This is a genomic window from Streptomyces sp. ICC4, from assembly GCF_003287915.1.
In the GTDB taxonomy this organism is placed as follows: Bacteria; Actinomycetota; Actinomycetes; order Streptomycetales; family Streptomycetaceae; genus Streptomyces; species Streptomyces tritrimontium.
Genome location: NZ_CP030286.1, coordinates 8,201,774 through 8,226,600, shown reverse-complemented (window position 1 = coordinate 8,226,600; position 24,827 = coordinate 8,201,774). Strand labels below are relative to the sequence as shown.

Here is a 24,827-nt window from a genome sequence, read left to right as displayed (position 1 = left end):
GCGGTATGTCAGAGCCATCGGGTTGCATGGGGGCATGAACGCAGACCTGAGGTCCTCGGCCGACTCCGTACTAGCCCGCCTCGTGGGCGACCCCACGGGGACCGCGAAGCTGCGCGAGGACCAGTGGCGGGCGATCGAGGCCCTCGTCGCGGACAAGCGCCGCGCCCTGGTGGTGCAGCGCACCGGCTGGGGCAAGTCCGCCGTGTACTTCGTGGCCACCTCGCTGCTGCGGGCGGCCGGTGCCGGACCCACGGTGATCGTCTCCCCGCTGCTCGCGCTGATGCGCAACCAGGTGGAGGCCGCCGCGCGGGCCGGGATCCACGCCCGGACCATCAATTCGGCCAACCCCGAGGATTGGGAGTCGATCCAGGCCGAGATCGCCGCGGGCGAGGTCGACGTCCTCCTGGTGAGCCCGGAGCGGCTCAACAACCCCGACTTCCGCGACCAGGTGCTTCCCAAGCTCTCCGCCGCGACCGGTCTGCTCGTGGTGGACGAGGCCCACTGCATCTCGGACTGGGGGCACGACTTCCGCCCCGACTACCGCCGTCTGCGCACCATGCTGGCCGATCTGCCGCCGGGCGTCCCGGTCCTGGCCACGACCGCCACCGCCAACGCCCGCGTGACCGCCGACGTGGCCGAGCAGCTCGGCACCGGGGCCGGGACGGACGCCCTCGTCCTGCGGGGCCCCCTGGACCGCGAGAGCCTCAGCCTGGCGGTGCTCACGCTGCCCGACGCTGCCCACCGGCTGGCCTGGCTCGCCGACCACCTCGGCGACCTCCCCGGCTCCGGGATCATCTACACCCTGACGGTGGCCGCCGCCGAGGAGGTCACCGCGTACCTGCGCCACCGCGGGCACACGGTCTCCTCGTACACCGGCAAGACGGAGAACGCCGACCGCGAGCAGGCGGAGAACGACCTCCAGGCCAACCGGGTCAAGGCCCTGGTGGCCACCTCGGCCCTCGGCATGGGCTTCGACAAGCCCGATCTCGGTTTCGTCGTGCACCTCGGCTCGCCCTCCTCCCCCATCGCCTACTACCAGCAGGTCGGCCGCGCCGGCCGCGGCGTGGAGCACGCCGAGGTCCTGCTGCTGCCGGGGCGCGAGGACGAGGCGATCTGGCAGTACTTCGCCTCCGTCGCCTTCCCGCCGGAGCAGCAGGTGCGCCGCACGCTCGAGGTGCTGGCCGAGGCCCGCCGGCCGCTGTCCCTGCCCGCCCTGGAGCCGCTGGTCGACCTGCGTCGCACCCGGCTGGAGACCATGCTCAAGGTCCTCGACGTCGACGGCGCCGTGCACCGCGTCAAGGGCGGCTGGACCTCGACCGGCGAGCCGTGGGTGTACGACACCGAGCGCTATGCCTGGGTGGCCCGGCAGCGAGCCGCCGAGCAGCAGGCCATGCGGGACTACGCGGCGGCCACCGGCTGCCGCATGGAGTTCCTGCGCCTCCAGCTCGACGACGAGGAGGCCGCGCCCTGCGGCCGGTGCGACAACTGCGCGGGGGCCCGGTTCACGGCGGAGGTCTCCGGGGCCGCGCTGGACACCGCCCGCGGGGAGCTGGACCGCCCGGGCGTGGAGCTGGAGCCCCGCAAGATGTGGCCGACGGGTCTCGCCGCGGTGGGCGTGGACCTCAAGGGCCGGATCCCGGCGGGCGAGCAGGCTTCGACGGGCCGTGCGCTGGGGCGGCTCTCCGACATCGGCTGGGGCAACCGGCTGCGCCCGATGCTCGCGCCCGGGGCGCCCGACCAGCCGGTTCCGGACGATGTGGCTCAGGCCGTCGTGACGGTGCTGGCCGACTGGGCCCGCGGCCCCGGCGGCTGGGCCTCGGGGGCTCCGGACGCGCCCGGGCGCCCGGTCGGAGTCGTCGCGCTGCCCTCGCGCGGCCGCTCCCGGCTCGTCGGCTCGCTGGCCGCGCGGATCGCGGAGATCGGGCGGATGCCCCTGCTCGGCACGATCGCCTACACGGACCAGGCACCGGAGTTCGGCCTGCCCTCCTCGAACAGCGCCCAGCGGGTGCGCGGCCTCCACCAGGCCTTGACCGTTCCGCCGGAACTCGCCGCGATCCTGAAGGAGACCGCGGGTCCCATCCTCCTCGTCGACGACCGCGCCGAGAGCGGATGGACCCTCGCGGTCTCCGCGCGGCTGCTGCGGCGAGCGGGCGCCAAGGCGGTGTTTCCGCTGGTACTGGCGCTTCAGCCGTAGCCGAATGAGTCATCTTCGGCGTGACGGGGCAAGGATATGAACGGCATACCGGCGAATTCCGGTCGGCGGCGTCAATTGCTCGTTGCCGCATGCTCACGGGCCACGCGAGAATTGCAGTGCTCCCGCTCGGCCCGACGGCGCCCTCCTGGGCCGCGCCGCGGTGTGCCCGCACTCCAGCTGTGCCCGTTCGCGGGCGTGTACCCGAAGGGAGGACCGTGACCTTCGGATTCGCCCCGCCCTCGACCACGTCCCTGACCACGGCCACCGGCGGCGCCAGCCGGCACGGCCGGCTGCTGGAACCCTCCGAGTGGACGGCGTCGGGCGTCCCCCTGCTGCGCAACCCCCGCGAGGTAGTCAGCGGTCTGCACTCGCGGCACAGCCCGGTGCCGTCCACCGCGGTGATCGCCGTGCTCGGACCCGAGGAGCGGCTCGTCGCGAGCGCCTCCTTCGTTCAGCGCTCGGCCTCGGCCGACGGCTGGGAGTACCGCAACGCCCTGCTCTCGCGCCTGCGCCGGGTCATCCCGCACGACCTGCGGCGGCGGACCCCCGTGCGGACCGCGGTGTTGCTGTACTGCCGCGACGGCGACGAGCGGTGGACCGAGGAGGACGGCGCCTGGATGTGGGGGCTGCGGGATGCCTGCACCCTGCACGGGCTGCGCTGCGGCGCGTACATCACGCTGACCCGCGGCGGCTGGCAGGTCCTGGGCGAGGGCCGCGGCGGCCGTCGGCCCAGCTCGGACTCGCGGCCCGAGCGCCTCGGCGAAACGGCCGCCGAGTTCGCCCCGCTCGCCCTGCGCACCGGCGGCGGAGCCGCGGAGGCCCTGCGCCGCACGGCCGCCCGCTGAAATCCGTACGGCCGCCCGCTGAAACCGTACGGGCACCGGTCCTGCGCGCGGGCACGCCCAACGGCCGTACACCCGGAATCGGGCGTACGGCTGGTCAGGCCTCGGACTTCGGCAGGGCCGGCTGTGCGCCCACCCCGCCCCTCGACCGTGCGGGAGTACGGGGCGTCAGACGCCCGCACCCAGCACGGAGTTGATCTGCTCCGTTTCGCCGCACACGATCAGCAGCGCACCGGCCCGCGCGAGCGCGACCGGCACGGCCGCGGTGACCGCGTCGACCGGTCCGCCGTTGGCCGCGAAGACCACGACGGGGCGGCCGGCGGCACGCTGGACCTGCGCCGCGTCCGCGTAGAAGACGTCGTCCCCGGCATCGTGCAGGGCCCAGTACGCGGCCTCGCCGAAGGACAGCTCGTGCGCGGCCCACGGGTGCGGGTCGCCGGTGGTGAGCACCAGGATGTCGCCGGGCGCGCGCCCGGTGTCGAGCAGCAGGTCCACGGCCTCTTCGGCCGCGTCCAGCGCGCCCTCGGCGGACGCGGGGATCAGCTGGACCTGCGGTACCGCCGCCGAGACGGACGGCGTGGCGGCAGCTGCGGGAACGGGCCCGGGTGCGGCCTGCGGCGCACGCTGCACGGGCGGTACGGGACCTGTCCCTTATACAGATCTTACGCTGCCGACCAGCTGTTCTCCGTAGATGTTGTCCACCAGTTGCTCGAAACCGTCCAGGACCAGCAGCAGCCGCCGTTCGGCCAGGTGCTCGGCGAGCACCTGGCGGGGCGGCCGGACGGTGTGGTCGGTCAGCCCGAGGGCCTCCGCGTTGGCCAGTTCCAGCAGCGTCCCATCCCCTACGGAAGCCAGCTCGGCCAGCCACACGCCGCCGCAGTGCGCTCCCTCCCCGGGCTCCGCGGACCTGTCGTCCCCCGCGCCCTGGCCCGCCCCCCCGTCCACCCGCGTCTTCCCGACCCCCCCCCCCCCGCCCCCGTGAGCCGACCCCCCGCCCCCACGCCCGCCAGGCCCTTCCGCTCCTTCCCGAGTCCGACCGCCCGCTGCTCGTCCCCGCCCGCGCCACCACCCCCGCCACCCCGGTCACCCCTGCCACTCCCGCCGCGCCCGCCCCTGTGCGCCCGCCGCTGCCGCCGTTCACCGATGAGTCGGCCCGCGCCAAGGTCCGGGCCGCCGAGGACGCCTGGAACAGCCGCGACCCCGAACGCGTCGCCCTCGCCTACACCGAGGACTCCTCCTGGCGGAACCGCGACCGCTTCCTCACCGGCCGAGCCGAGATCCGGGCCTTCCTCGCCGACAAGTGGGAACGCGAGCTGGAGTACCGGCTCCGCAAGGAGCTGTGGGCCTACACCGACAACCGCATCTCCGTGCGCTTCGAGTACGAGTGGCACGACGCGCAGGGGCAGTGGTGGCGCAGCCACGGCAACGAGCAGTGGGAGTTCGACGCCGCCGGCCTGATGCGCCGCCGCGAGGCCAGCATCAACGACATCCCGATCGGGGAGGCCGACCGGCGGCTCTAGTGCTGTTACTGGCGGTAACTGCTTTCTCGGGCCACGGAGATATGCTGGTGGGGACCCCTGAGGAGGCAACGTGACCGAGCGCAAACCGCCTGGTGTCAGCTTCGAATCCTTCGTGGACCGGCAGATCAGACAGGCCGAGGCGCGCGGGGAGTTCGAGGAGCTGCCCGGCTTCGGCAAGCCGCTGGCCTCGCTCGACGCCCCGTACGACGAGCTGTGGTGGATCAAGGGCAAGCTGCACCGCGAGGGCTTCGCGGTCCTCCCGGCGGCGCTCGCGCTCCGCAAGGAGGCGGAGGACGCGCGGGAGGCGGTCCGCGCGGCCCGCACCGAGCGGCAGGTCCGCGACATCCTGACGGAGGTCAACACCAAGATCCGCGCGGCCCTGCGCATGCCGCCGCCCGGCCCGCCGCTGAACCTCAAGGAGTTCGACGTCGAAGCGGTGCTCACCGAGTGGCGCGAGGAGCGGGAGACCCGTCGGGACACCCGGGGGAGCGGCACGAGCTGAAGGCTCGTGCCCTGCCGGCGGCGGCGCGGCGCGGTGCGGCGCCGTCCGCACGATGACTTCACGAGGCCGATCGTCCCCGTGCGGCCTGGCGCCAGGAGATCTTCGGGCGCCCGGCCGCCTTGGGCCGCCAGACGTCGAGGTCCAGGGCCACCGTGAGGAACTCGCCCTCCACGCGGACGAGGAGGTCGGGATCCTCGATCCCCGCGGCGAACTGCTCGGCGCGGACCTCTGATCGGATCCGCCCGCTCCACGCGGTCGCGCCGGTGCCGGCTGCCGGGGCGGCCTCGTGTCGTCACCTCCTGGTCGCCCCCAAGGAGGTCAGGGCCTCGGTGACGCGGTCTGCCTGGTGCGTGGTGCCCCGGAGGTTCGGGTGCAGGACGGTGCAGGCCTCGCCCCCGGCGGGGATGGAGCGGCAGAGCTCGGAGGGCGGATCGGACTGGTCGCCGGAGCCGGTCAGGGTGTCCTTGATGCCGTACATCCAGCGTTGCCCGGCTGCTGCGCAGACCCCGTGGCCGGTGCTGGAGGCGTACGTGTCCACGTAGATCGCGCCGCCCCGCGCGGCCTGGTCCCGCAGGAGGTCGTTGACCCGGCGCTCCAGGGTGTCGAGCCAGGGCGTGTCGCCCTTGGTGACCGTGCCGAGCTGGTTCCAGGCGCCCCAGCCGCAGCCGGCGGCCTCGTCCACGACGGCCGGATAGCCGACGACCGCGACCTTGGCGTGCGGGGCGCGCCTGCGGATCTCCTTCAACAGGTCTGTGAAGTCGGCCTCCAGGGCGGTGAACCGGGCATCGAGCCGGGAGGCGCCCTCGCCGCGCGTGTAGTGGTCGGTGCAGGGGGTGCCCGTCCCGAAGGAGGCGAGCCCCCGTTTCACGCAGGTCTCGACGATCTCGGCGAAGCCCACGGAATTGCCGCCCGCGCCGACCGTGACGAGATCGGTGCTCGCCGAAACGGCCCCGACCTGTGCCGGTTTGGCGGCCCAGCCGCCCGGCGGGGGCACCGACGGCGGCCCCTTCAGCTCGGACTGCGCTTCCAGCAGCCCGGCTCTGACCTCCGCCGCGGAGCAGGTGACGTCCGTGAGCGCCAACTTCAGCCGCCGCGCCGCCTGATGCGGATAGTCGTGCTCGGAGCGGCCGCACCCGTCGGTGTTCCACGGGCGCACGAACGAGCCCGCGCTGTAGGAGTCCCTGAGGGCGACGTATGAGAGGGGCGTGAGGTGTGAGCGGGGCCCGGCGGCCGGCGCCTGCTGTGCGAGAGCGGCGGTGAGGAGTGCGGCGGCAGCGGTCGCGGCCGCGGTGAGCGCGAGACGGATCATGGCGGTGCCTTCGGTTCGGGCGCCGCGATCGTCCGCGACGCGCTTCACCAAACGTAGCCGATCCGATTACGGAGAGTAATCATCCGGCTCGTGGTTCGCCAGAACGAGTGAACGAGTGAAGGGGTGAGGGAGTGAAGGAGTGGCTCAGTGGATGAGCGGATGGAGGGAACGGGCGGGCCCGTCGCCGCCGTTCAGGCCTGCTCGTGCGCCTGGGTGATCAGGTCCGTCGCGACCTCCAGGGCGGCCTGCCGGGTCTCCTCCGGGTCCCCCTCGATGTGCTGGAGGAACATCATTCCCGCATGCAGGGTGAAGAGGGCGCTCACGCAGCGGACCTGGTCGGCCAAGGGGGCGTCCTCCCGGCCCGTCCGGAGCAGCTCCACCAGCGCGAAGAGGCGCTGCTTCACCCTCTCGCCGATGCTCAGCTCCCGCAGCGAGGCCTGGTTCTCCTGCATGAAGCGGTACAGCGAGGCGCCGCCCGCCATCGCTTCGCTGTAGCGGCGCAGGATCTCCCGCTTCGTGTCCAGGGTCCGGGGCTGCTCCTCCGCCCATGCGATCAGCTCGTCGATCGGCCGGGTCTGGTCCTCGAACAGGCTGATGATGATGTCTTCCTTGGTCTTGAAGTGGTAGTACAGCGCCGCCTTCGTGACCTCCAGCCGCTCCGCGATCTCGCGCAGCGACGTCTTCTCGTACCCCTGCTCGGCGAAGAGCTCCAGCGCGACGTCCTGGATGCGCTGCCGCGTGTTGCCACGGCGCTGCTGCGGACCGCTCCTGGACATGGCTCTCCTCGATTACTTACTTGACGCCCGGCTAGTTACGGGTCTACCTTCCCCAGTGTAGTGAACTAGCCGGGCGGCAAGTAAGTGCCGGGTACCGGTGCACGTGCGCCAGGGGAGTGGAACATGGTGGAGACGACGAAGAGTACGGACGCCTCGGAGGAGGTGAAGCCGCGCAGCGTAAGGGTCGTCCTGATGGCCCTCATGATCGCGATGCTGCTGGCCATGCTCGACAACATGATCATCGGTACCGCGATGCCCACCATCGTCGGCGAGCTCGGCGGACTGGAGCACCTGTCCTGGGTGGTCACCGCCTACACGCTCGCCACCGCGGCCTCCACCCCCATCTGGGGCAAGATCGGCGACATGTACGGGCGGAAGGGCTCCTTCCTCACCTCGATCGTCATCTTCCTCATCGGTTCGGCGCTCAGCGGCATGGCCCAGGACATGGGCCAGCTCATCGGCTTCCGCGCCATCCAGGGCCTCGGCGCCGGCGGTCTGATGGTCGGCGTCATGGCGATCATCGGCGACCTCATCCCGCCCCGTGAGCGCGGCAAGTACCAGGGCATGATGGCCGGCGTGATGGCCCTCGCCATGATCGGCGGACCGCTGGTCGGCGGCACCATCACCGACCACATGGGCTGGCGCTGGTCCTTCTACATCAACCTCCCGCTCGGCGCCGTGGCCCTCGCCATGGTGACCGCGGTCCTGCACCTTCCCAAGAAGACGGGGGAGGGGGAACGCCGGAAGATCGACTACCTCGGCGCGGCGCTGCTGACCATCGCGATCACCTCCGCCGTCCTCGTCACCACCTGGGGCGGCACCGAGTACGCGTGGGGCTCCGCCGAGATCATCGGCCTGATCGTCACCGGCATCCTGTCCACCGCGGCGTTCCTCTTCACCGAGACCAGGGCCGCCGAGCCGATCATGCCGCTGCACATCTTCCGCAGCCGCAACTTCACGCTCATGTCCGTGATCGGCTTCCTGGTCGGCTTCGCGATGTTCGGCGGGGTGCTCTACCTCCCGCTCTTCCAGCAGTCGGTACAGGGCGCCTCGGCCACCAATTCCGGCCTGCTCCTGCTGCCGATGCTGCTCTCGATGATGGTCGTCTCGCTGATCGCCGGCCGGATCACCACGAACAGCGGCAAGTACAAGATGTTCCCGATCATCGGCGGCGCGCTCATGGTCGCCGGGCTCTTCCTGCTCGCCACCATGGACACGGGCACCACCCGGCTGGTGTCGGGCGTCTACATGGCGGTCCTCGGCGCAGGCCTCGGCTTCCTGATGCAGATCACCATGCTGGTCGCGCAGAACAGCGTCGAGATGAAGGACATGGGCGTCGCGTCCTCCTCGGCCACCCTGTTCCGCACGCTCGGCGGCTCCTTCGGCGTGGCGCTGATGGGCTCCCTGTTCACCAGCCAGGTCACCTCCACGATGAGCGACCGCCTCGGCCCGGAGGCCGCGAAGGCGGCGGGCTCCGCCCAGCTCGACGCGGCCAGCCTGGCGAAGCTCCCCGAGGCCGTCCGCGACGCCTACCAGCACGCGGTGGCCGCCGGTACGCACTCGGCGTTCCTGCTCGGCGCGGGCATCGCGGTACTGGGCTTCGCGGCCGCCTGGTTCGTCAAGGAGGTCCCGCTGCGCGGGGCGGCCACCCCCGCCGCCGGCGCGGACCAGGAGGCCCCGGCCCCGCAGGCGACCGCCGTCGCGCACTGAGCCGGCGGCGCGGGCGGGCCGCCCGCACCTGAACGACGGGCCCGGGCCCGGTGGACGAGCGCGTCCACCGGTCCCGGGCCCGCTTCGTGCCGGCACCGGCCGCCCGCCCCGTACTGGGTATAAGAGCCAGTTGCGGGGCCGGTGCGGCCGCGGCCGCGGGGACGGCCGCCCAGCGGTCGCGCATCCGGGCCATCTCGCCGTCCATGGCCTGGTCGGCCTTGACCCCGGTCCACAGCATCACGTAGGCCGTGAAGAGCACGATCAGGGAGCCGGCGGTCAGGCACACCTCGCTGAACGTCCGTACCAGCAGGCGCGGTACGTCGACGTCACGGTCACGGGGTGGCGGACTCCAGCGGCTTCGCATAGTGGAGGTCCACTGTGCCGGAGTACCCCGGCAGTGTCAGCGCCTTGTGCTCGTCCACTTTCCAGCCCAGTCCGTACGCGTTCACGTACAGCTGGTAGTTCTGCAGCGCGGGCGAGGCCGCGAGGGCCTTCTTCAGCGCGCCCGGGTCGCCGACCGCCGTCACCTTGTACGGGGGCGAGTACACCCGGCCCTGGAGGATCAGGGTGTTGCCCACGCAGCGCACGGCGCTGGTGGAGATCAGGCGCTGGTCCATGACCTGGATGCCCTCGGCGCCGCCCTGCCACAGGGCGTTCACCACGGCCTGGAGGTCCTGCTGGTGGATCACCAGGTCGTTGGGCTGGGGCTCGGGAACGTTGGGGATGCGGGCCGTGGCGTTGGGAGGCGCGTCGTTCAGGGTGACCGTGACGGCCTTGCCGGTGATCTCCTCGGTGCCCGAGGCGGCGCGCAGTGCGGCGAGCCGGGCGTCCTCCGCCTTGGTGCTGCCGTTGTCCCGGTCGGCCAGGGCGTCGACCTGGCCGCGGGCCGTCGCGGTGCTCTTCTCGAGGTCCAGGTTGTTCTGGCTGCGCTCGTGGATCAGGTCGGACAGCTTGAGGAGCGAGGCGTCCGTGCGGATGTTCGTACCCTTGGAGGTGTTGAAGCTGGTGACGAAGATCAAGCCGGCCAGGGCGAAAACGGCGGCCGTGAGCAGCCGGACCGGTCTGGCACGGCGACGGGGACCCGCGGAGGAGTCGTCGGATTTGCTCAACGTACCCTTCTCCTTCAACGCCACAGGTCCACTACGCTAACGGACGCCCGGGGCAGGCAAGGTCCCCAGCGCATCGACAGGAGAGCCCCTCGTGCCGAAGTCACGTATCCGCAAGAAGGACGACTACACCCCTCCGCCCACGCGGACGCCACAGGCGATCAAGCTGACGAACCGCAACTGGGTCGCTCCGGTCATGCTGGCGTTCTTCCTGGTCGGCCTGGCGTGGATCGTCGTGTTTTACCTGTCCGAGACCCAGCTTCCGGTGGAAGCCCTCGGAAATTGGAACATCGTGGTCGGTTTCGGCTTCATCGCCGCGGGATTCGGTGTCTCCACGCAGTGGAAGTAGCTGCGCGCAAGCTCTCCCCATGAGTTATCCACAGCGTCATCCACACCTGAGGAAAAGACAGAAGATCTGTGGATAACTCTGTGGAGAGTTGACGCCGGTGTGATCAGGTGAGTGCGGGAAGTCCGGCCGTCCGGACCGCGATCACGGCTGCCGCCAGCAGGAACACCGCCGCACAGGTGCCCCACTGGACGAGTTTGCGATGCCGCGTGCTGTGGCCCGTGGCGGGCCACAGCAGGCCCAGCCCGACCAGCGCACCGCCGGCCAGACCACCGATGTGGGCCTCCCAGGACACGTACAGCCCTGGCACGAAGGTCAGCGCCAGCATGATCACCAGCACGGTGACCAGCGGGCCCGTCTCGTCCCTCGTCCGGCGGGCCAGCACCAGGCCGGCGCCGAGCAGGCCGAAGACCGCCCCGGACGCGCCGTACGTCATGGTGTCCGGCGCGCTCAGCAGATAGGCGAGGGCGCTGCCGCCCAGGGCCGACAGCAGGTAGAGGGCGAGGTAGCGGACGCGGCCCAGCGCCTGCTCCAGCGGGCAGCCGAGGAACCACAGGCCGAGCATGTTGCCGGCGATGTGCCACCACTCGACGTGCAGGAACGCCGAGGTCAGCAGGCGGTGGTACTCACCGGCGGCGACGCCTTCGAGCGGCCCGCCCCACACCCGCCTCAGATGGGCGATCAGCCCCAGGTCGAGCGGCAGGGCGGGCAGGGCCGCGGCCGCGAGGAACACCGCCGCGTTGATCCCGATCATGATCTTGGTGACCAGGTGCGGATCGGCGGCGACCACCCCGCCCGCGATGGTCCGCGGGGCGTTGGCGGCGGGCCCGCGGCCGGTGCCCGAGCCCCCGCGGACGCACGCGGGGCACTGGAAGCCGACCGAGGCGCTGATCATGCACGCGGGGCAGATCGGCCGCTCGCAGCGCGTGCAGCTGATCCCGGTCTCGCGGTCCGGGTGGCGGTAGCAGCCCGGAAGACGCTCGGTGTCCATCGGTCCCCTCGGTGCCCTCGGTCGGCGGCGGGGCGGCGGATCCGCCGCGCCCGTCCGGTACGCATCGAGTACGGACGGGCGGATGCGAAAGGTTCCCGGGCTCCGGGTCAGCCCTTGTGCACGACGACGGACTGGATGACCACGTCGTCGAGGGGGCGCTCGGTGCGCGGGTTGGTGGCGCCGGCGGCGATCGTCTTCACGATCTTCCGGCTGGCCTCGTCGGCGACCTCGCCGAAGATGGTGTGCTTGCGCGTCAGCCAGGCGGTGGGGGCCACGGTGATGAAGAACTGCGAGCCGTTGGTGTTCGGGCCGGCATTGGCCATCGCGAGCAGGTACGGCTTGGTGAAGGCCAGGTCGGGGTGGAACTCGTCGGCGAACTGGTAGCCCGGGCCGCCGGTGCCGTTGCCGAGCGGGTCGCCGCCCTGGATCATGAACCCGCTGATCACGCGGTGGAAGACGGTGCCGTCGTAGAGCGGGTCCGTGGTCTTCTGGCCGTCCGTGGGGCGCGTCCACTCGCGGGCGCCGGTGGCCAGTTCCACGAAGTTGCGCACGGTCTTCGGAGCGAAGTTCTCCAGCAGCTCGATCTCGATGTCGCCGTGGCTGGTCTTCAGGGTGGCGTAGAGCTTCTCGGCCACGGATCTGCCTTCCCTAGTCATCACTGGTCATCACTGTCGGTTCCAGATCCTCCCACGGAGGGCCGCACGGGACTGAAATCGTCCACTCGTATGCCCTGTCGCGCATGCCGGTCAGCGGTATGGGAGGCATGATCCGACAAAGGGTGGAAAGGTGAACTGTGTCCGCCACCGAGGAGGAGGATCCCGTGACCCGCAAGGAAAGCGTGCGCCTGGCAGCCGAAAGTGCCAGGGAGAGTTTCCTGCACGCAGCGGAAGTGGTGGCACCGTACGCAGAATCCGCCAAGGATGCAGCGGTGCACTACGCCCAAGAGGCAAATGAGCGACTGGCGCCGAAGGTGTCGTCCGCGGCCGACGCGGCCGCCCGGCAGGCCCGCACCACCTACGGCTGCCATGTGCAGCCCCGGATCAGAGCGGCGCGCACGCACGTGCCGCCGAACGTCGACCGGGCCGCGGTGAACGCGGTGAAGCAGTCCCGCCGGGCGGTTCGCCAGGCGGCCGACTACACGCAGCCGCGGATCGAGAGCGCGCTCGCGGCGGCGCAGCCGGTGGCCGAGGAGCTCTCTTCGCGATCGACGGCCACGCTGGCGGCGCTGCGCGGTCAGGTGTCGGCGAAGGAGGTGCAGAAGCTGGTCCGCAAGCACGAGCGCCGGGCCCGCACGGGCCGGCTGCTCAAGGGCGCCGCGCTGGTCGGCGTACTGGCCGGCGGGGCCTACGCCGCGTGGAAGTGGTGGGACCAGCAGTCGAACCCGGACTGGCTCGTCGAGCCGCCGGCGGCCACCGAGCTGTCGGCGCGCGACGAGGCGGCCCAGGGGAGCTTCGAGGACGAGCTGGCGGTCAAGGAGCGCGAGGCGGGGGCGGAGTCCGATCCCGGCTCGCTGCCCTCGTCGGCGCTGGAAGCGGAGGCCGAGGCCGCGGAGGCCCGGATCGACGCGGAGGACGCGAAGCGCAAGCACCGCTGACCCACCCGGCGGGGCACGTGGGAGGGGCCCGGATCCTGGAAAGGATCCGGGCCCCTCTCGTGTTTCCCGCGTTCTGCGTGCTGCGTCCTGCGACGACAGGGGATCTAGCCGGGGAGGTTGAGCTTCATGCCCGGGTGGATCATGTCGGGGTTGGAGCCGATGACGCCCTTGTTCATGGCGTAGAGCTCGCGCCAGCGGCCCTCGTTGCCGAGCTCGCGGCGGGCGATCGCGGAGAGCGAGTCGCCCGGGCGGACGGTGTACGTGCGCTGCGCCTTGGGCGCGGGCTTCGGCGCCGCGGGCACCGCCTTGTGCGCGGCCGAGGCCGGGGTGGGCGTGTGCGTCATGCGCGGGGCCGCGGGCGGCGCGGCGGGCGGTGCGGGCGCGGGCTTCGGCGCCGCGGCCGCCATGCGCTCCGCGGCCGCCTTGGTGGCCGCCGCCGAGTCGGTGTACTTGGCGGCGGCGCCGCCGGGCATCGCGGCCGGGGGCGCGGGCGCCGCCGCGGCCTGCTGTTGTACCTGCTCAGCCGCCTTCTCGGCCGCCTTCTCGGCTTGTTCCTTCTTCTTGTCGGACCTCATGAAGTCGAACAGTCCCATGTGCGTACGCCTCCGGCATGGTGGTGCCCCCTGGGGCAGAGTGCCCTCTTCCCACTGTCTGCCAGAAGCCGCCCGGCGGCCCTGTGACGGGGCCATCCGGGGGACGCGGGCGAGGGCCGGGGCCCCTACTGGCGGGCCCGGCGGGCCGGGCGCGGGCTCTGCGACGGGGTTTCCAGACCGCCCCCGGCCAGCTGCTTCAGACCGTGCAGCAGGGCCGCGCGGTCCTTGTCCCCGAGGGAGGCGAGGGCGTCGGCGTGCACCTGGTCGACGATGCGGGCGCTCTCCCCCGCGATGGCCGCGCCCCGCTCGGTGACGAAGATGACGCGGGCCCGGCGGTCCTTGGTGGACGGCCGCCGCTCGGCGAGTCCGGCCCGCTCCAGGGCGTCGACGGTGACGACCATCGTCGTCTTGTCCATGTCGCCGATCTCGGCGAGCTGGATCTGGGTGCGCTCCTCCTCCAGGGCGTGCACGAGGACGCAGTGCATGCGGGCGGTGAGACCGATCTCGGCGAGGGCCGCCGCCATCCGCGTGCGCAGGACGTGGCTGGTGTGGTCCAGGAGGAAGGAGAGGTCGGGCTCGGTCCGGGTGGGCGCCATGGCAGTCATGCCTCCCAGCCTAACAAGTCGATCCGAAATAAATCGTCTGCAACAAAACTATCTGGTACGGTCACATCATTCACCGCCGCTGATCGCAGACCGGAGAGTCAGATGCCTGCCGTTTCCGCTCCCGCCGCCCCCGGGCATCGTGTCAACTTCCCCAAGTGACGCCGGATCCCCGATCCGGCGTGAAACGAATCCGGCCGCACCCCTGCGGCAGACACCCGGAGTGGACTCCCCACGGCTAAACGCCCGTTAAAGCCGCAGGCCACAGTGGCCACCGCCCCCACCGGGGCGGCCACCGGGACGGTCACCGGGGCGTCCGCCGGGGGTGCCCGCCGGGTCGCGCAGTAGGGTGTCCCGCATGACAACCGGGGTGCGGCGCAGGATGGGTGTCGAGGAGCGGCGGCAGCAGCTGATCGGGGTGGCGCTGGAGCTGTTCAGCCACCGGTCGCCCGACGATGTGTCCATCGACGAGATCGCGGCGGCGGCGGGGATATCCCGGCCGCTCGTCTACCACTACTTTCCGGGCAAACTGAGCCTGTACGAGGCCGCGTTGCGCCGGGCCGCCGACGAGCTGGCGCTGCGGTTCGTGGAGCCGCAGGAGGGGCCTCTCGGTGCGCGGCTGCTGCGGGTGATGGGTCGGTTCTTCGCCTTCGTCGACGATCACGGGCCCGGGTTCTCGGCTTTGATGCGGGGCGGCCCCGCCGTCGGCAGCAGCCGGGCCAACGCGATGATCGACGAGGTGCGGCAGGCGGCGTACGAGCAGATCCTCGCGCACCTCGGCGTGGAGAAGCCGCCCGCGCGGCTCGCGCTCGTCGTGCGCTCGTGGGTCTCGCTCGCCGAGTCGACCGCGCTGATCTGGCTGGACGGCCGGAAGATCCCGCGCGGCGAGCTGGAACTGCAGCTCGTGCACGATTTCGCGGCGCTGGCCGCGGTCAGCGCCGCGTACGACACGGAGATGGCGGGCATCCTCGTACGGATCCTCGCGGACGAGCCGGCCGACGGGCCGTTCGGGGAGCTGGTGGGACGGCTGGTGGCGCTGACGCCGGCCCTGTACGGCACCACGGTGCCCGAGCCGCGCTGAACGAGCCGCGCCGCACGGCCCACGCTGAACGGTCCGCGCCGCACGGTCCGCGCTGAACGGTCCGCGCTGAACCGTGCACGTCGAGCGGAGCCCGTTGAGCGATTCCTGGGCGCTCCTTGATCAAATGGCGCGCAATAATGCCCGCGTGATCATTGACGACGGGATCTTGTTCCGGACGGCCGGGGAGAAGGACACGGGCACGCTCGTGGCGCTGTACGACCAGGCCGCCCGCTGGATGCGCGGGCAGGGCATCGAGCAGTGGAAGCCCGGGGAGAAGGACGCCGCGCACTTCCGGGCGATCATGCGCGAGGGCGAGGTCTGGCTGGCCTCCGACGGCGACGGGCACGCCGTCGGGGCCTACGAGCTGTGGTGGTCCGACGAGGAGGCCTGGGGCGTCCAGCCCCCCGTCGCCGGCTACGTGCACCGTCTGATGGTCGAACGCGAGGCCGCGCCCGTCGGGGCCGGCCGGCGGCTGCTCGAACATGCCGAGCGGCGCATCGCCAGGACCGGCCGCGAACGGGCGCGGCTGGACTGCGTCTCCACCAACCCCCGGCTGCTCGCGTACTACCAGGGCGCGGGCTACCGGGTGGTCGGGGAGTTCCCCCACAAGGTGGGCAAGGACGGGCAGGTGTACGGGGTGATCCTGCTGGAGAAGCGGCTCGACCAGCTCACGCTCGTCTGACGCGCACCCGTGCCGGCACCCCCACCGGCACCCGCGCCCCGTCCTGGTGCGGACCACCCCGGCCCCGGCTCACCCCCGCTTGAAGACGGCCGCCGTGCGGGCCGGGACCGTGAACTCCCCCTTCGCCGGGTCGTACGCCGCCTGCCGGGCCACCGGGTCGGCGCCCGCGGCCTGGACCGGGTGCAGGGCGTATCCCGTGCCCGCGAGGGCGGGCACGCGCTGGGCCTGGCCGGCCGGGGTGGCGTTGAAGACGACCACCAGGTCGCCCAGGGCCATCGTGATCACCCCCGGGGTCTCGGCAGGCCCGGAGAGCGGGAAGGCCAGCTTCGACTGGACCGCCTCGGACGTGGCGAGGGCGAAGGCCGGCTCCGTCGTGCGGATCCTCAGCAGGTCGCGGTAGGCGGCCGAGGCTCCGGTGATCTCCGCGCAGCCGGGGGTGGCGCCACCGGCCAGCAGCGGCTGCGCGTACGGCCACTTCGAGCGGTTGTCGGCCGCCGGGGGCAGACCGCGCCCGAAGCCGTTGCCGTCGCGGCAGTCCCAGTGGACGGCGTTGAACCAGTCGCCGCTGTCGTAGGAGTTGCGGTCCAGGGACTTGGAGCGCAGCAGGTCCGTGCCCGCCTGGGAGAGGGACGGCCCCTGGGAGAGGGCGGCGACCGACATCGCCAGGACCTGCGCGCGGGCCTGATCGACGGCCGAAGTGCCCTCGGGGAGCTTGTACTTCAGGGCGTCGTAGAGCGATTCGTTGTCGTGCGCGTCGACGTAGGCGAGCGCGTCGCCGGCGGCGGCCGCGTACCCGGCCGGGGAGCCGTTGTAGTCGATCTCGGAGCCCTTGGCCGCGCGACCCGTGGAGTCCGTGAAGGCGTACGAGGCGAGGTTGCCGGTCAGCCCGACCTTGATCAGGTCCTGGTCGTGCAGGAGCCGGACCCGCTGCTGCTCCGGAGTGCCGTTCGCCGGGGAGGAGTTCGGCGAGGTGAACAGGCCGGAGGCGAAGCCCTGTACGCGCGGGTCCTCGTCGAAGGGGCCGCCGCCGCGCACCGCGTCGCGAGCCCGGTCGGAGAAGGTGGCGATGCCGGTGCCGGCCATGTTCTGCTGGGTGGCCTGGACGAAGCGGGCGTCGTTCGCGACCTCGCCGAAGTTCCAGCCCTCCCCGTAGAGGACGATCTTCCTGCCGTCCACGCCGTCCTTGGCGACGGTCAGCGCGTCGAGGGCGGAGCGCACGGCCAGGATGTTGGCCTTCGGGTGGTGGCCCATGAGGTCGAAGCGGAAGCCGTCGACCTTGTACTGCTTGGCCCAGGTCACGACCGAGTCCACGACGAGGCGGCCCATCATGGCGTTCTCGGGCGCGGTGTTGGCGCAGCAGGTGGACGTCGCCACCGTGCCGTCGGCCAGGAGTCGCTGGTAGTAGCCGGGGACGATGCGGTCCAGGACCGACTTGTCGGACTGGCCGGACGCCACCGTGTGGTTGTAGACCACGTCCATGACGGTGCGCAGGCCCGCGCCGTTCAGGGACTGCACCATCCGGCGGAACTCCACCGTGCGCGCCGTGCCGTTCGGGTCGCTCGCGTAGGAGCCCTCGGGGACCGTGTAGTGCAGGGGGTCGTAGCCCCAGTTGTACGAGTCCTTCGCGGCCGCGGCCGCCACGCAGGCCTGCTGCTCCTGCGAGTCCGGGGCGTAGACCTTCAGGTCGCAGGCGGGCTCGGTGCGGTCGGCCGCCTTCTCCGGGATGGTGCCTATGTCGAAGGCGGGCAGGAGGTGGACGTACGAGGTGCCGGCGGCGGCCAGGTCGCGCAGGTGGCGCATGCCCGCCGAGCCGGTGTCCGTGAAGGCCAGGTACTGGCCGGGGCGGGTGGTGGTGCGGTCGGCGACGGAGAAGTCGCGGATGTGCAGCTCCTGGATCTGCGCGGAGGTGAAGGGGACGGCGGCGGGCTTCTTCAGGTCGCGCCAGCCGGGCGGGGCCAGCTTCGGGTCGGCGAGGTCCACGGCCAGGCTGTGGGTGGAGTCGGTGGTCAGGGCGGTGGAGTACGGGTCGGTGACGAGGTTGCGGACGATCTGTCCGGCGGCCGGGGCCCAGACGGTGACGGCGAAGCGGTAGCGCTTGCCGGTCCAACCGCGGTCGCCGCGCACCGACCAGACGCCGGTGGTGTCGTCGCGGCGCATGGCGACGGTGCGGCCGTCCAGTTCGAGGGCGACCTCCCGGGCCGTGGGGGCCCAGACGGAGAGGGTGGGGCGGCCGTCCTTGAAGACGGGGCCGAGCGGGGTGCCGTTCGCGTACAGGTCGTCGAGGACGCCCGCGAGCTGGACGCCGGTGGCGGCCAGGACGGCGCCGGCGGCGGTACGGGCGCTGGCGACGAGCTGGCCGCGCAGGGCGTCCCGGACCCGGTCGCGGTCGCGCGGGTCGACGGTGAAGGCGGCGTACGCGGCCAGGTGCGGGAACTTCTGCTTCTGCGCGGCGGTGAGCTCGGTCTTGGCCAGACGCAGCCAGACGGCGTCCTCGGTGCCGGTCAGGGTGCCGTTCTCCGCCTTGACCCTGCCGTCGCGGGAGGCGAGGAGCTGGAGGGAGGCGGCGGCGGGCGGGGCGTTCCAGGCGAGGGTGGTGCGGTCGATCCAGACGGCCTGGGCCTTGGTGAGGTCCAGGGCGGCGGCGCTGCCGGCGGGCTGCGGCAGGAGGTACTTGTCCTTGCCGCTCAGCATCCACACCTCGTGGCCGGAGGCCTTGAGGTCGAGGGACTGGTCGGAGGGGAGGTCCTTCTCGTCGCCCTTGTGGAGGATGTAGCTGAGGCTGGTGGCCCCGGCCGCGAGCGGGACCTCGTACACCGCGCCGTAGGAGTCGGTGCGGGTGGGGAGCAGCGGCTTGGACCACTCGGTCGGGTTCGCCGCGCCGGTCCAGACGTGCAGGCCCCAGCCGTCGTAGGCGCCGTCGGGGCGCTGGTGGTGCAGGACGGCCTTGGCCGTGTCCTGCGGCGGGTACGCGGGGCGCTCGGGGCGGGGGGCTTCCTTGCCCTGGTCGAGCCAGATCTCGCCGGTCTTGGTGACGTCGATGGTGCGGTCGGCCGCGACGTCCTTGTTGCCGTCCTTGTCGATGACGAGGTAGCCGACGCTGCTCGCCCCGGGCTTGAGCTTCGCGTGGGCGAAGGCCCCGTACGCGTCGCGGCCGGTGAAGTCGTGGCCGGCGGGCCAGGGCGTCGCCTCGCCGTCCGCCAGGTCGCCCCAGGCGTACAGCCTCCAGTTCGTGTAGTCGCCGTCGGGGCGGTTGTAGTGGACGACGGCGTAGTCGCGCTGGGTGGCGGTGGGTACCTCGGCGGGCGGGGCCTGGCCGGCGGCCGAGGCGGCGAGGGCGCTCGCGGTGCGGCCGGCGGAGTCGACGACGACGGCCTTGTAGCGCAGCGGAGTGCCGGCGGGGGCGGTGACGTGCTGGGTGACCTTGTACGGGGCGTGGTCGGCGGAGCCGAGGACCTGCCACGCGGCGTTGCCGGTCTGGGCCGCGAAGACGACCCGGTTCAGGCCGCCGCCGGCGACGTCGGCGGTGAGCTCGACGGTGCCGGTGGCGCCGGGGGCCGGGGCCTTGAGGGTGAGGGTGGGCTCCTGTTCTTATACACATTTGAAGCTGTCGACCATCCGCCCCGTGTATGGCCAAGACGGCCCGCCCGGGCAAGACGGCCCGCCCGGGCAAGACGGCCCGCCCGGCCAGGACGGGCCGCAGCCCGCGCGGCCCGCCGCCCCGGCCACCGCCGTGCACGGAGCCGGGACTGACCTGCTCGCCGCCGTGGCGGAGTCCGTCGCGGAGCGGATCGCGGCCGCGCTGCCGGAGGGGTTCGTGTACGTGGCCGGCTCGCGGCGGATGGGCTGCGCGCTGCCGGACGCGGACCTGGACCTGGTGGCGGCGCTGCCGGGGACCTGCGGCATCACGGAGGTACGGGCACGGGTGTGCTCGGCGGTCCCGGAGGCGGAGCGGGTCCGGGAGGTGACCGGCGCGCGGGTGCCGGGGCTGCGGCTGCGCGTGGCGGGGCTGGACGTGGACCTGGTCGTGGTCGCCACCGGGCCGGTCCCGCCCCGGCAGGCGGTGGCCCGCCGCGCGGAGCTCGGCGAGGCGGCGGCGGTGGCCCTGAGCGCGGTGGGCGACGCGGACGCGGTACGGGCCCGCGTGGGCGCGGAGCACGCGGCGTTCGCCCGGTTGGCGCGCGAGGTGAAGGCCTGGGCCCGCTCCCGGGGACTGGACTCGGCGCCCTTCGGCGGCCTCCCGGGCCTGGCCTGGGCGGTTCTGGCGGCCCACACGGTCCGTGCGGCCGCCGACCTCTCCCCCGGCCCCCTGCTCCGGGAGTTCTTCGCGACCTGGGCCGCCTGGGACTGGCGTACCCCCGTGGCCCTGCCCCCGGCTCCGGCCGCGGGCGGCGCCACCGGGTCGGCGGACCGCCCGGACGCCCCGTACGGCGAAGCGACCGAGGGCGGGGCGGACGGCGGCGGGGCGACCGGCAGCGGGGCAGCCGGCGGTGGTGCGGCCGACGGCGGGGCGGTCACCGTCCTCACACCCTCCGCGCCGGTCCGCAGCTGCACCACCCAAGTGGGGCCCGGTATGAGGGACTTGCTCGGCCGTGAGCTGTACGCCGCGTGGGAGGCGCTGGAGGACGGCGCCGACGGGGACACGCTCGCCGGTCGCCCGCCCCTGCACCGCCGGCACGCCGCCTGGGCGGTGGTCACGGTGACGGGCGCCGCCCCCGGCGACTTCGAGGAGAACCTCGGCCGGACGCGCGGGCGGCTGCGTGCCCTGCTCGGCACGCTGTCGCAGGCGGGCTTCGAGGACGTGCACGCCTGGCCCCGCCCGTTCGAGCGGACCACGACCTCGGCCCGCTTCGCGATCGGCCTCGGCGCCGATCCGCCGGACGAGGGCTCCCTGACGGCCCTCACCGCCTCCTGGTCGGCGACCCTCCCGGGTACGGAGGCGGCCCGGGCGGACTGCGGCGCCGTCCCCGACCTGCCCTGACCCGACCCGCCCTGACCCGGACAGCCCTGACCCGGCGATCCCAAGGCGTGTACCACCTCGCCCGTGTCGACAAGAAACGAACACACGGCAGCTCCTGAGCACCCGTCGGGCCCCACGCTCCGAACGTACCGGGGAGTCCCGGGCCGAGCTCCGCCCCGCCGTAGCGGGCACGGCGAGACGGAGCGGTCAGAGCATCAGTACAGTCCTGCGAAGTTTTTTCGTCAACACTTTTCACAAGGATTGAAGAAACTCCAAGTTCACAGGCCTGATGCGTGTGTGACACGTCATTGGATCTTCAGTTCATGAACGCTCAAACCCTTGACGGCCTCGGCCCCGGGCAGTTCACTCACGCTTCGATCCCCCCGGATCCACGACGTCAGGAGTCGTCCCGCATGCCCCTCCTCTCCGATCACCCCCCGCGCCCCTCGCGGTTGACCGTCGCGACCCTCGCGGCCGCGCTGGTCGCGGCCCTCCTCGTGTTCCTCCCGAGCACCGCCGCGACCGCGGCGCCCACGCTCCTCTCGCAGGGCAAGCCCGCCACCGCCTCCTCGGTCGAGGGCGCCGGCACCCCCGCGTCCGCCGCCGTGGACGGCAACAACGGCACGCGCTGGTCGAGCCAGTTCTCCGACCCGCAATGGATACAGGTCGACCTCGGCGCCCCCGCCCAGCTGAGCCAGGTCGTCCTGCGCTGGGAAACGGCCGCCGCGAAGGCGTACCGCGTCGAGCTGTCCACCGACGGCACCAACTGGTCCACGGCCTACTCGACGGCCAACGCGACCGGCGGCGTCCAGACCCACGACATCACCGGCACCGCCCGCTACGTCCGCGTGTACGGCACCCAGCGCACCACCGGATACGGCTACTCGCTCTGGGAGTTCCAGGTCTACGGCACCACCGGCAGCGGTCCGACCCTGCCCGGCGGCGGCGACCTCGGCCCCAACGTGATCGTCTTCGATCCGTCCACGCCGAACATCCAGGCCAAGCTGGACGAGGTCTTCGCCCAGCAGGAGTCGGCCCAGTTCGGGTCCGGGCGCTACCAGTTCCTCTTCAAGCCGGGCACCTACAACGGCCTCAACGCCCAGATCGGCTTCTACACCTCGATCTCCGGACTCGGCCTGAGCCCGGACGACACCACGATCAACGGTGACGTGACCGTCGACGCGGGCTGGTTCGGCGGCAACGCCACCCAGAACTTCTGGCGTTCGGCCGAGAACCTCGCCCTCAACCCGGTCAACGGCACCGACCGCTGGGCCGTCTCGCAGGCCGCGCCGTTCCGCCGGATGCACGTCAAGGGCGGACTCAACCTGGCCCCGTCCGGCTACGGCTGGTCCTCGGGCGGCTACATCGCCGACTCCAAGATCGACGGCCAGGTCGGCAACTACTCGCAGCAGCAGTGGTACACCCGTGACAGCTCCATCGGCGGCTGGTCCAACGGCGTCTGGAACCAGGTCTTCTCCGGCACCGTGGGCGCCCCGGCGCAGAGCTTCCCGGAGCCCCGCTACACCACCCTGGACACCACCCCGGTCTCCCGGGAGAAGCCCTTCCTCTACCTGGACCGCTCCGAGTACAAGGTGTTCGTCCCGGCCAAGCGCGTGAACGCGCGCGGCACTTCCTGGGGCAACGGCGCCCCGCAGGGCACCTCGGTCCCGCTCAGCCAGTTCTACGTCGTCAAGCCCGGCACGAGCGCCGCGACGATGAACCAGGCGCTGGCCCAGGGCCTGCACCTGCTCTTCACCCCGGGCGTCTACCACGTCGACCAGACCATCCAGGTCAACCGCGCCGACACCGTCGTCCTGGGCCTCGGCCTCGCCACCGTCATCCCGGACAACGGGGTGACGGCGATGAAGGTCGCCGACGTCGACGGCGTCAAGCTCGCCGGCTTCCTGATCGACGCGGGCCAGCTCAACTCCCCGTCCCTGCTGGAGGTCGGCCCGGCCGGCACCACCACGGACCACGCGGCGAACCCGACCACCGTCCAGGACGTCTTCATCCGCGTCGGCGGTGCCGGCGCCGGCAAGGCCACGGTCGGCATGGTGATCAACAACCACGACACGATCGTCGACCACACCTGGATCTGGCGCGCCGACCACGGCGACGGGGTGGGCTGGGAGACCAACCGCTCCGACTACGGCTTCCGCGTCAACGGTGACGACGTACTGGCCACCGGCCTGTTCGTCGAGCACTTCAACAAGTACGACGTGGAGTGGAAGGGCGAGCGCGGCCGGACGATCTTCTTCCAGAACGAGAAGGCGTACGACGCCCCCAACCAGGCCGCCGTCCAGAACGGTTCGATCAAGGGCTTCGCGGCCTACAAGGTCGCCGACTCGGTGAACACCCATGAGGGCTGGGGCCTGGGCAGCTACTGCTACTACAACGTCGACCCGACGATCCGCCAGGACCACGGGTTCCAGGTGCCGGTCAAGCCCGGAGTGAAGTTCCACGACATCCTCGTCGTCTCGCTCGGCGGCAACGGCCAGTACGAGCACGTCATCAACAACACGGGCGCCCCGACGTCGGGTACGTCGACGGTCCCCTCCACGGTCGTCTCCTTCCCCTGATCACCCCCTGACCCCCGGTTCGCGGGGCGGCCACCGGCCGCCCCGCGTTTTCCGGGCCATCTGAGAGAGCGCTCTCCAGCGCCTCTCGGGCCCCCACGGGCACCACCCACACAAAGGAGCCGCAACACCATGAAACTCCGACCGCGGGCCTTGTCGGCCCTCCTGGTCTCGGCGGCCGTAGCCGTGACCGCGGCCGCCGGACTCGGCGCCACCGCGCTCACCGCGCAGGCGACGCCCGACTCCGGCAGCATCCACATGAACATGGACCACTCCGCCGTGGCGGCGCTCGCCGGGGGCGACGACCCCGACGGCGACGGCTACATCCCGGCCGTGCCGCAGGTCACCGGCGTGACCCCGTCCTGGAACAACCCGCCGGACCGCTACTTCCACGAGTTCCAGGCCAACTGCGCGGTCACCAAGACCGCACCCGACGACCCGATCGTGTACGCGGGCCGGCCCGGCGCCTCGCACGACCACACCTTCATGGGCAACACCGGCACGGACGGCAACAGCACCACCGCCTCGCTGAGCGCCGGCGGCACGGCCTGCACCGCGGTCGGCGACCTCTCCGGCTACTGGATGCCGACGCTCTTCAACGGCAGCCAGAAGGTCCTGCCCACCGGCCCCCAGGTCATCTACTACAAGACCGGGGTCACCGACTACACGAGCGTGCGCCCCTTCCCCAAGGGTCTGCGCTTCCTCGTCGGCAGCCCGACCCAGACCGCGGCGGAGTTCCGCGGGCACAAGGGCTGGGTCGAGGGCTGGGAGTGCGGCGACAGCTTCAAGAACACCGAGTTCCCGGCGAACTGCCCGGCCGGCACCCAGCTCAACATCCGTATGCAGTCGCCCAGTTGCTGGGACGGCAAGAACCTCGACACGCCCGACCACAAGGCGCACATGGCCTACCCGGTCACGAAGCCGGGCAACAACGACAACGTCTGCCCCGCCTCCCACCCGGTCGCGGTCCCGATGGTCGAGTTCAAGATGGCCTTCCCGGTCAGCGGGGACATGTCGCAGGTCAGGCTGGCCAGCGGGTCCGGCCACTCCTTCCACTACGACTTCTTCAACGCGTGGGACGAGCGCACGCTCAAGGCCATGGTCGACCAGTGCATCAAGGGCGGCCTGCAGTGCAACAACCGCGGTTTCGACCAGTACCACCCGGAGGCCGGCACGGTGCTCGGCCCCGACGGCCGCCTGCCGTAGCGCCGGCCGTGGCCGTCCCCCCGGTCGCCGACCCGGGCGCCCACGCCGGCCAAGGGTGACGGCGGGATCGACGACTTCGACATCTGCGCGTCGGGCCGGTACGTACGGCTCCCCGTGACCCGGCGGGGAACCGGTTGCGGCAACTCCCCGTTCCCGTCCGACCCGCGCCGCCGCCCGGCCCACGCCGCCGTCCGACCCTCCCAGCGGTCCGCCCCTCCCGGGGCGGGCCGCTTCGGCTGT

General features: G+C 72.1%; 19 protein-coding genes and 3 pseudogenes. 12 read left to right on the top strand and 10 right to left on the bottom strand.

Going from position 1 to position 24,827, the window contains the following annotated elements:
* The first annotated feature begins 34 nt into the window (after window positions 1-34).
* Together DRB89_RS38655 and DRB89_RS38650 are read left to right on the top strand one after the other, a co-directional pair.
* Window positions 35-2,194 carry a RecQ family ATP-dependent DNA helicase gene (locus DRB89_RS38655; RefSeq protein WP_112452622.1) on the top strand — a complete coding sequence of 720 codons (2,160 nt, stop codon included), beginning with the start codon at window positions 35-37 and terminating at the stop codon, window positions 2,192-2,194.
* Window positions 2,195-2,409: 215 nt separating this feature from the next.
* Complete coding sequence (locus DRB89_RS38650) at window positions 2,410-3,039, top strand: hypothetical protein (RefSeq protein WP_112452621.1); 630 nt, start codon at window positions 2,410-2,412, stop codon at window positions 3,037-3,039.
* A gap of 165 nt (window positions 3,040-3,204) precedes the next feature.
* On the opposite strand, the gene DRB89_RS38645 is transcribed toward DRB89_RS38650, so the two are convergent.
* Both DRB89_RS38645 and DRB89_RS45455 read right to left on the bottom strand, forming a co-directional pair.
* Window positions 3,205-3,666, bottom strand: coding sequence for a hypothetical protein (locus DRB89_RS38645; RefSeq protein ID WP_112452620.1), 462 nt, complete (start codon window positions 3,664-3,666; stop codon window positions 3,205-3,207).
* Window positions 3,667-3,732: 66 nt separating this feature from the next.
* Window positions 3,733-3,918 (bottom strand): annotated as a pseudogene (locus DRB89_RS45455) (hypothetical protein); the annotation flags it as partial.
* Between the two features lie 233 nt (window positions 3,919-4,151).
* On the opposite strand from DRB89_RS45455, the gene DRB89_RS38635 reads away from it, so the two are divergent.
* Window positions 4,152-4,556, top strand: a complete 405-nt coding sequence (locus tag DRB89_RS38635) for a nuclear transport factor 2 family protein (protein ID WP_112453559.1) — start codon at window positions 4,152-4,154, stop codon at window positions 4,554-4,556.
* 70 nt (window positions 4,557-4,626) lie between these two features.
* A complete protein-coding gene (locus DRB89_RS38630) occupies window positions 4,627-5,058 on the top strand; it encodes a DUF1992 domain-containing protein (protein ID WP_112449577.1) in 432 nt (143 codons plus the stop codon).
* Window positions 5,059-5,350: 292 nt separating this feature from the next.
* Here DRB89_RS38630 and DRB89_RS38625 read toward each other — a convergent pair whose 3' ends face one another.
* Both DRB89_RS38625 and DRB89_RS38620 read right to left on the bottom strand, forming a co-directional pair.
* Window positions 5,351-6,367 (bottom strand): SGNH/GDSL hydrolase family protein, encoded by a 1,017-nt coding sequence (locus tag DRB89_RS38625; RefSeq protein ID WP_112453560.1) that lies wholly within the window; start codon window positions 6,365-6,367, stop codon window positions 5,351-5,353.
* 191 nt (window positions 6,368-6,558) lie between these two features.
* Window positions 6,559-7,143, bottom strand: coding sequence for a TetR/AcrR family transcriptional regulator (locus DRB89_RS38620; protein WP_112449578.1), 585 nt, complete (start codon window positions 7,141-7,143; stop codon window positions 6,559-6,561).
* 123 nt (window positions 7,144-7,266) lie between these two features.
* On the opposite strand from DRB89_RS38620, the gene DRB89_RS38615 reads away from it, so the two are divergent.
* Window positions 7,267-8,853: an MDR family MFS transporter gene (locus DRB89_RS38615; RefSeq protein ID WP_112449579.1), complete on the top strand. Its 1,587-nt coding sequence runs from the start codon at window positions 7,267-7,269 to the stop codon at window positions 8,851-8,853.
* A gap of 332 nt (window positions 8,854-9,185) precedes the next feature.
* Here the strand turns inward: DRB89_RS38615 and DRB89_RS38610 are convergent, their stop codons facing one another.
* The gene (locus DRB89_RS38610) at window positions 9,186-9,962 is read right to left on the bottom strand and encodes a DUF881 domain-containing protein (RefSeq protein ID WP_112452651.1); all 777 of its coding nucleotides are present in this window, start codon (window positions 9,960-9,962) and stop codon (window positions 9,186-9,188) included.
* 91 nt (window positions 9,963-10,053) lie between these two features.
* On the opposite strand from DRB89_RS38610, the gene crgA reads away from it, so the two are divergent.
* Window positions 10,054-10,308, top strand: coding sequence for a cell division protein CrgA (gene crgA, locus DRB89_RS38605; RefSeq protein ID WP_112452650.1), 255 nt, complete (start codon window positions 10,054-10,056; stop codon window positions 10,306-10,308).
* A gap of 103 nt (window positions 10,309-10,411) precedes the next feature.
* Here crgA and DRB89_RS38600 read toward each other — a convergent pair whose 3' ends face one another.
* Together DRB89_RS38600 and DRB89_RS38595 are read right to left on the bottom strand one after the other, a co-directional pair.
* Window positions 10,412-11,296, bottom strand: a complete 885-nt coding sequence (locus DRB89_RS38600; RefSeq protein ID WP_112452649.1) for a rhomboid family intramembrane serine protease — start codon at window positions 11,294-11,296, stop codon at window positions 10,412-10,414.
* Between the two features lie 107 nt (window positions 11,297-11,403).
* Entirely contained in the window at window positions 11,404-11,931 is a 528-nt protein-coding gene (locus DRB89_RS38595) for a peptidylprolyl isomerase (RefSeq protein ID WP_112452648.1), read from the bottom strand.
* 185 nt (window positions 11,932-12,116) lie between these two features.
* Here DRB89_RS38595 and DRB89_RS38590 point away from each other — a divergent pair, with 185 nt between their 5' ends.
* A complete protein-coding gene (locus tag DRB89_RS38590) occupies window positions 12,117-12,890 on the top strand; it encodes a DUF5324 family protein (protein WP_112454308.1) in 774 nt (257 codons plus the stop codon).
* 104 nt (window positions 12,891-12,994) lie between these two features.
* Here the strand turns inward: DRB89_RS38590 and DRB89_RS38585 are convergent, their stop codons facing one another.
* Window positions 12,995-13,483, bottom strand: a complete 489-nt coding sequence (locus tag DRB89_RS38585; protein WP_239516591.1) for a LysM domain-containing protein — start codon at window positions 13,481-13,483, stop codon at window positions 12,995-12,997.
* 125 nt (window positions 13,484-13,608) lie between these two features.
* A complete protein-coding gene (locus DRB89_RS38575; RefSeq protein ID WP_112452646.1) occupies window positions 13,609-14,088 on the bottom strand; it encodes a MarR family winged helix-turn-helix transcriptional regulator in 480 nt (159 codons plus the stop codon).
* A 355-nt stretch (window positions 14,089-14,443) separates the two neighbouring features.
* Here DRB89_RS38575 and DRB89_RS38570 point away from each other — a divergent pair, with 355 nt between their 5' ends.
* Together DRB89_RS38570 and DRB89_RS38565 are read left to right on the top strand one after the other, a co-directional pair.
* Window positions 14,444-15,166 (top strand): TetR/AcrR family transcriptional regulator, encoded by a 723-nt coding sequence (locus DRB89_RS38570; protein ID WP_112452658.1) that lies wholly within the window; start codon window positions 14,444-14,446, stop codon window positions 15,164-15,166.
* Window positions 15,167-15,311: 145 nt separating this feature from the next.
* A complete protein-coding gene (locus DRB89_RS38565) occupies window positions 15,312-15,848 on the top strand; it encodes a GNAT family N-acetyltransferase (protein WP_112452657.1) in 537 nt (178 codons plus the stop codon).
* A gap of 69 nt (window positions 15,849-15,917) precedes the next feature.
* Here the strand turns inward: DRB89_RS38565 and pulA are convergent.
* Window positions 15,918-19,430 (bottom strand): annotated as a pseudogene (gene pulA, locus DRB89_RS38560) (pullulanase-type alpha-1,6-glucosidase); the annotation flags it as partial.
* A 193-nt stretch (window positions 19,431-19,623) separates the two neighbouring features.
* On the opposite strand from pulA, the pseudogene DRB89_RS38555 reads away from it, so the two are divergent.
* From DRB89_RS38555 to DRB89_RS38545, 3 genes and pseudogenes are all read left to right on the top strand, one after another.
* A pseudogene (locus DRB89_RS38555) lies at window positions 19,624-20,826 on the top strand (poly(A) polymerase); the annotation flags it as partial.
* 392 nt (window positions 20,827-21,218) lie between these two features.
* Window positions 21,219-23,384 (top strand): discoidin domain-containing protein, encoded by a 2,166-nt coding sequence (locus DRB89_RS38550; protein WP_112451014.1) that lies wholly within the window; start codon window positions 21,219-21,221, stop codon window positions 23,382-23,384.
* Window positions 23,385-23,513: 129 nt separating this feature from the next.
* Window positions 23,514-24,587, top strand: a complete 1,074-nt coding sequence (locus DRB89_RS38545; protein ID WP_112451015.1) for a DUF1996 domain-containing protein — start codon at window positions 23,514-23,516, stop codon at window positions 24,585-24,587.
* The last annotated feature ends 240 nt before the right edge of the window (window positions 24,588-24,827 follow it).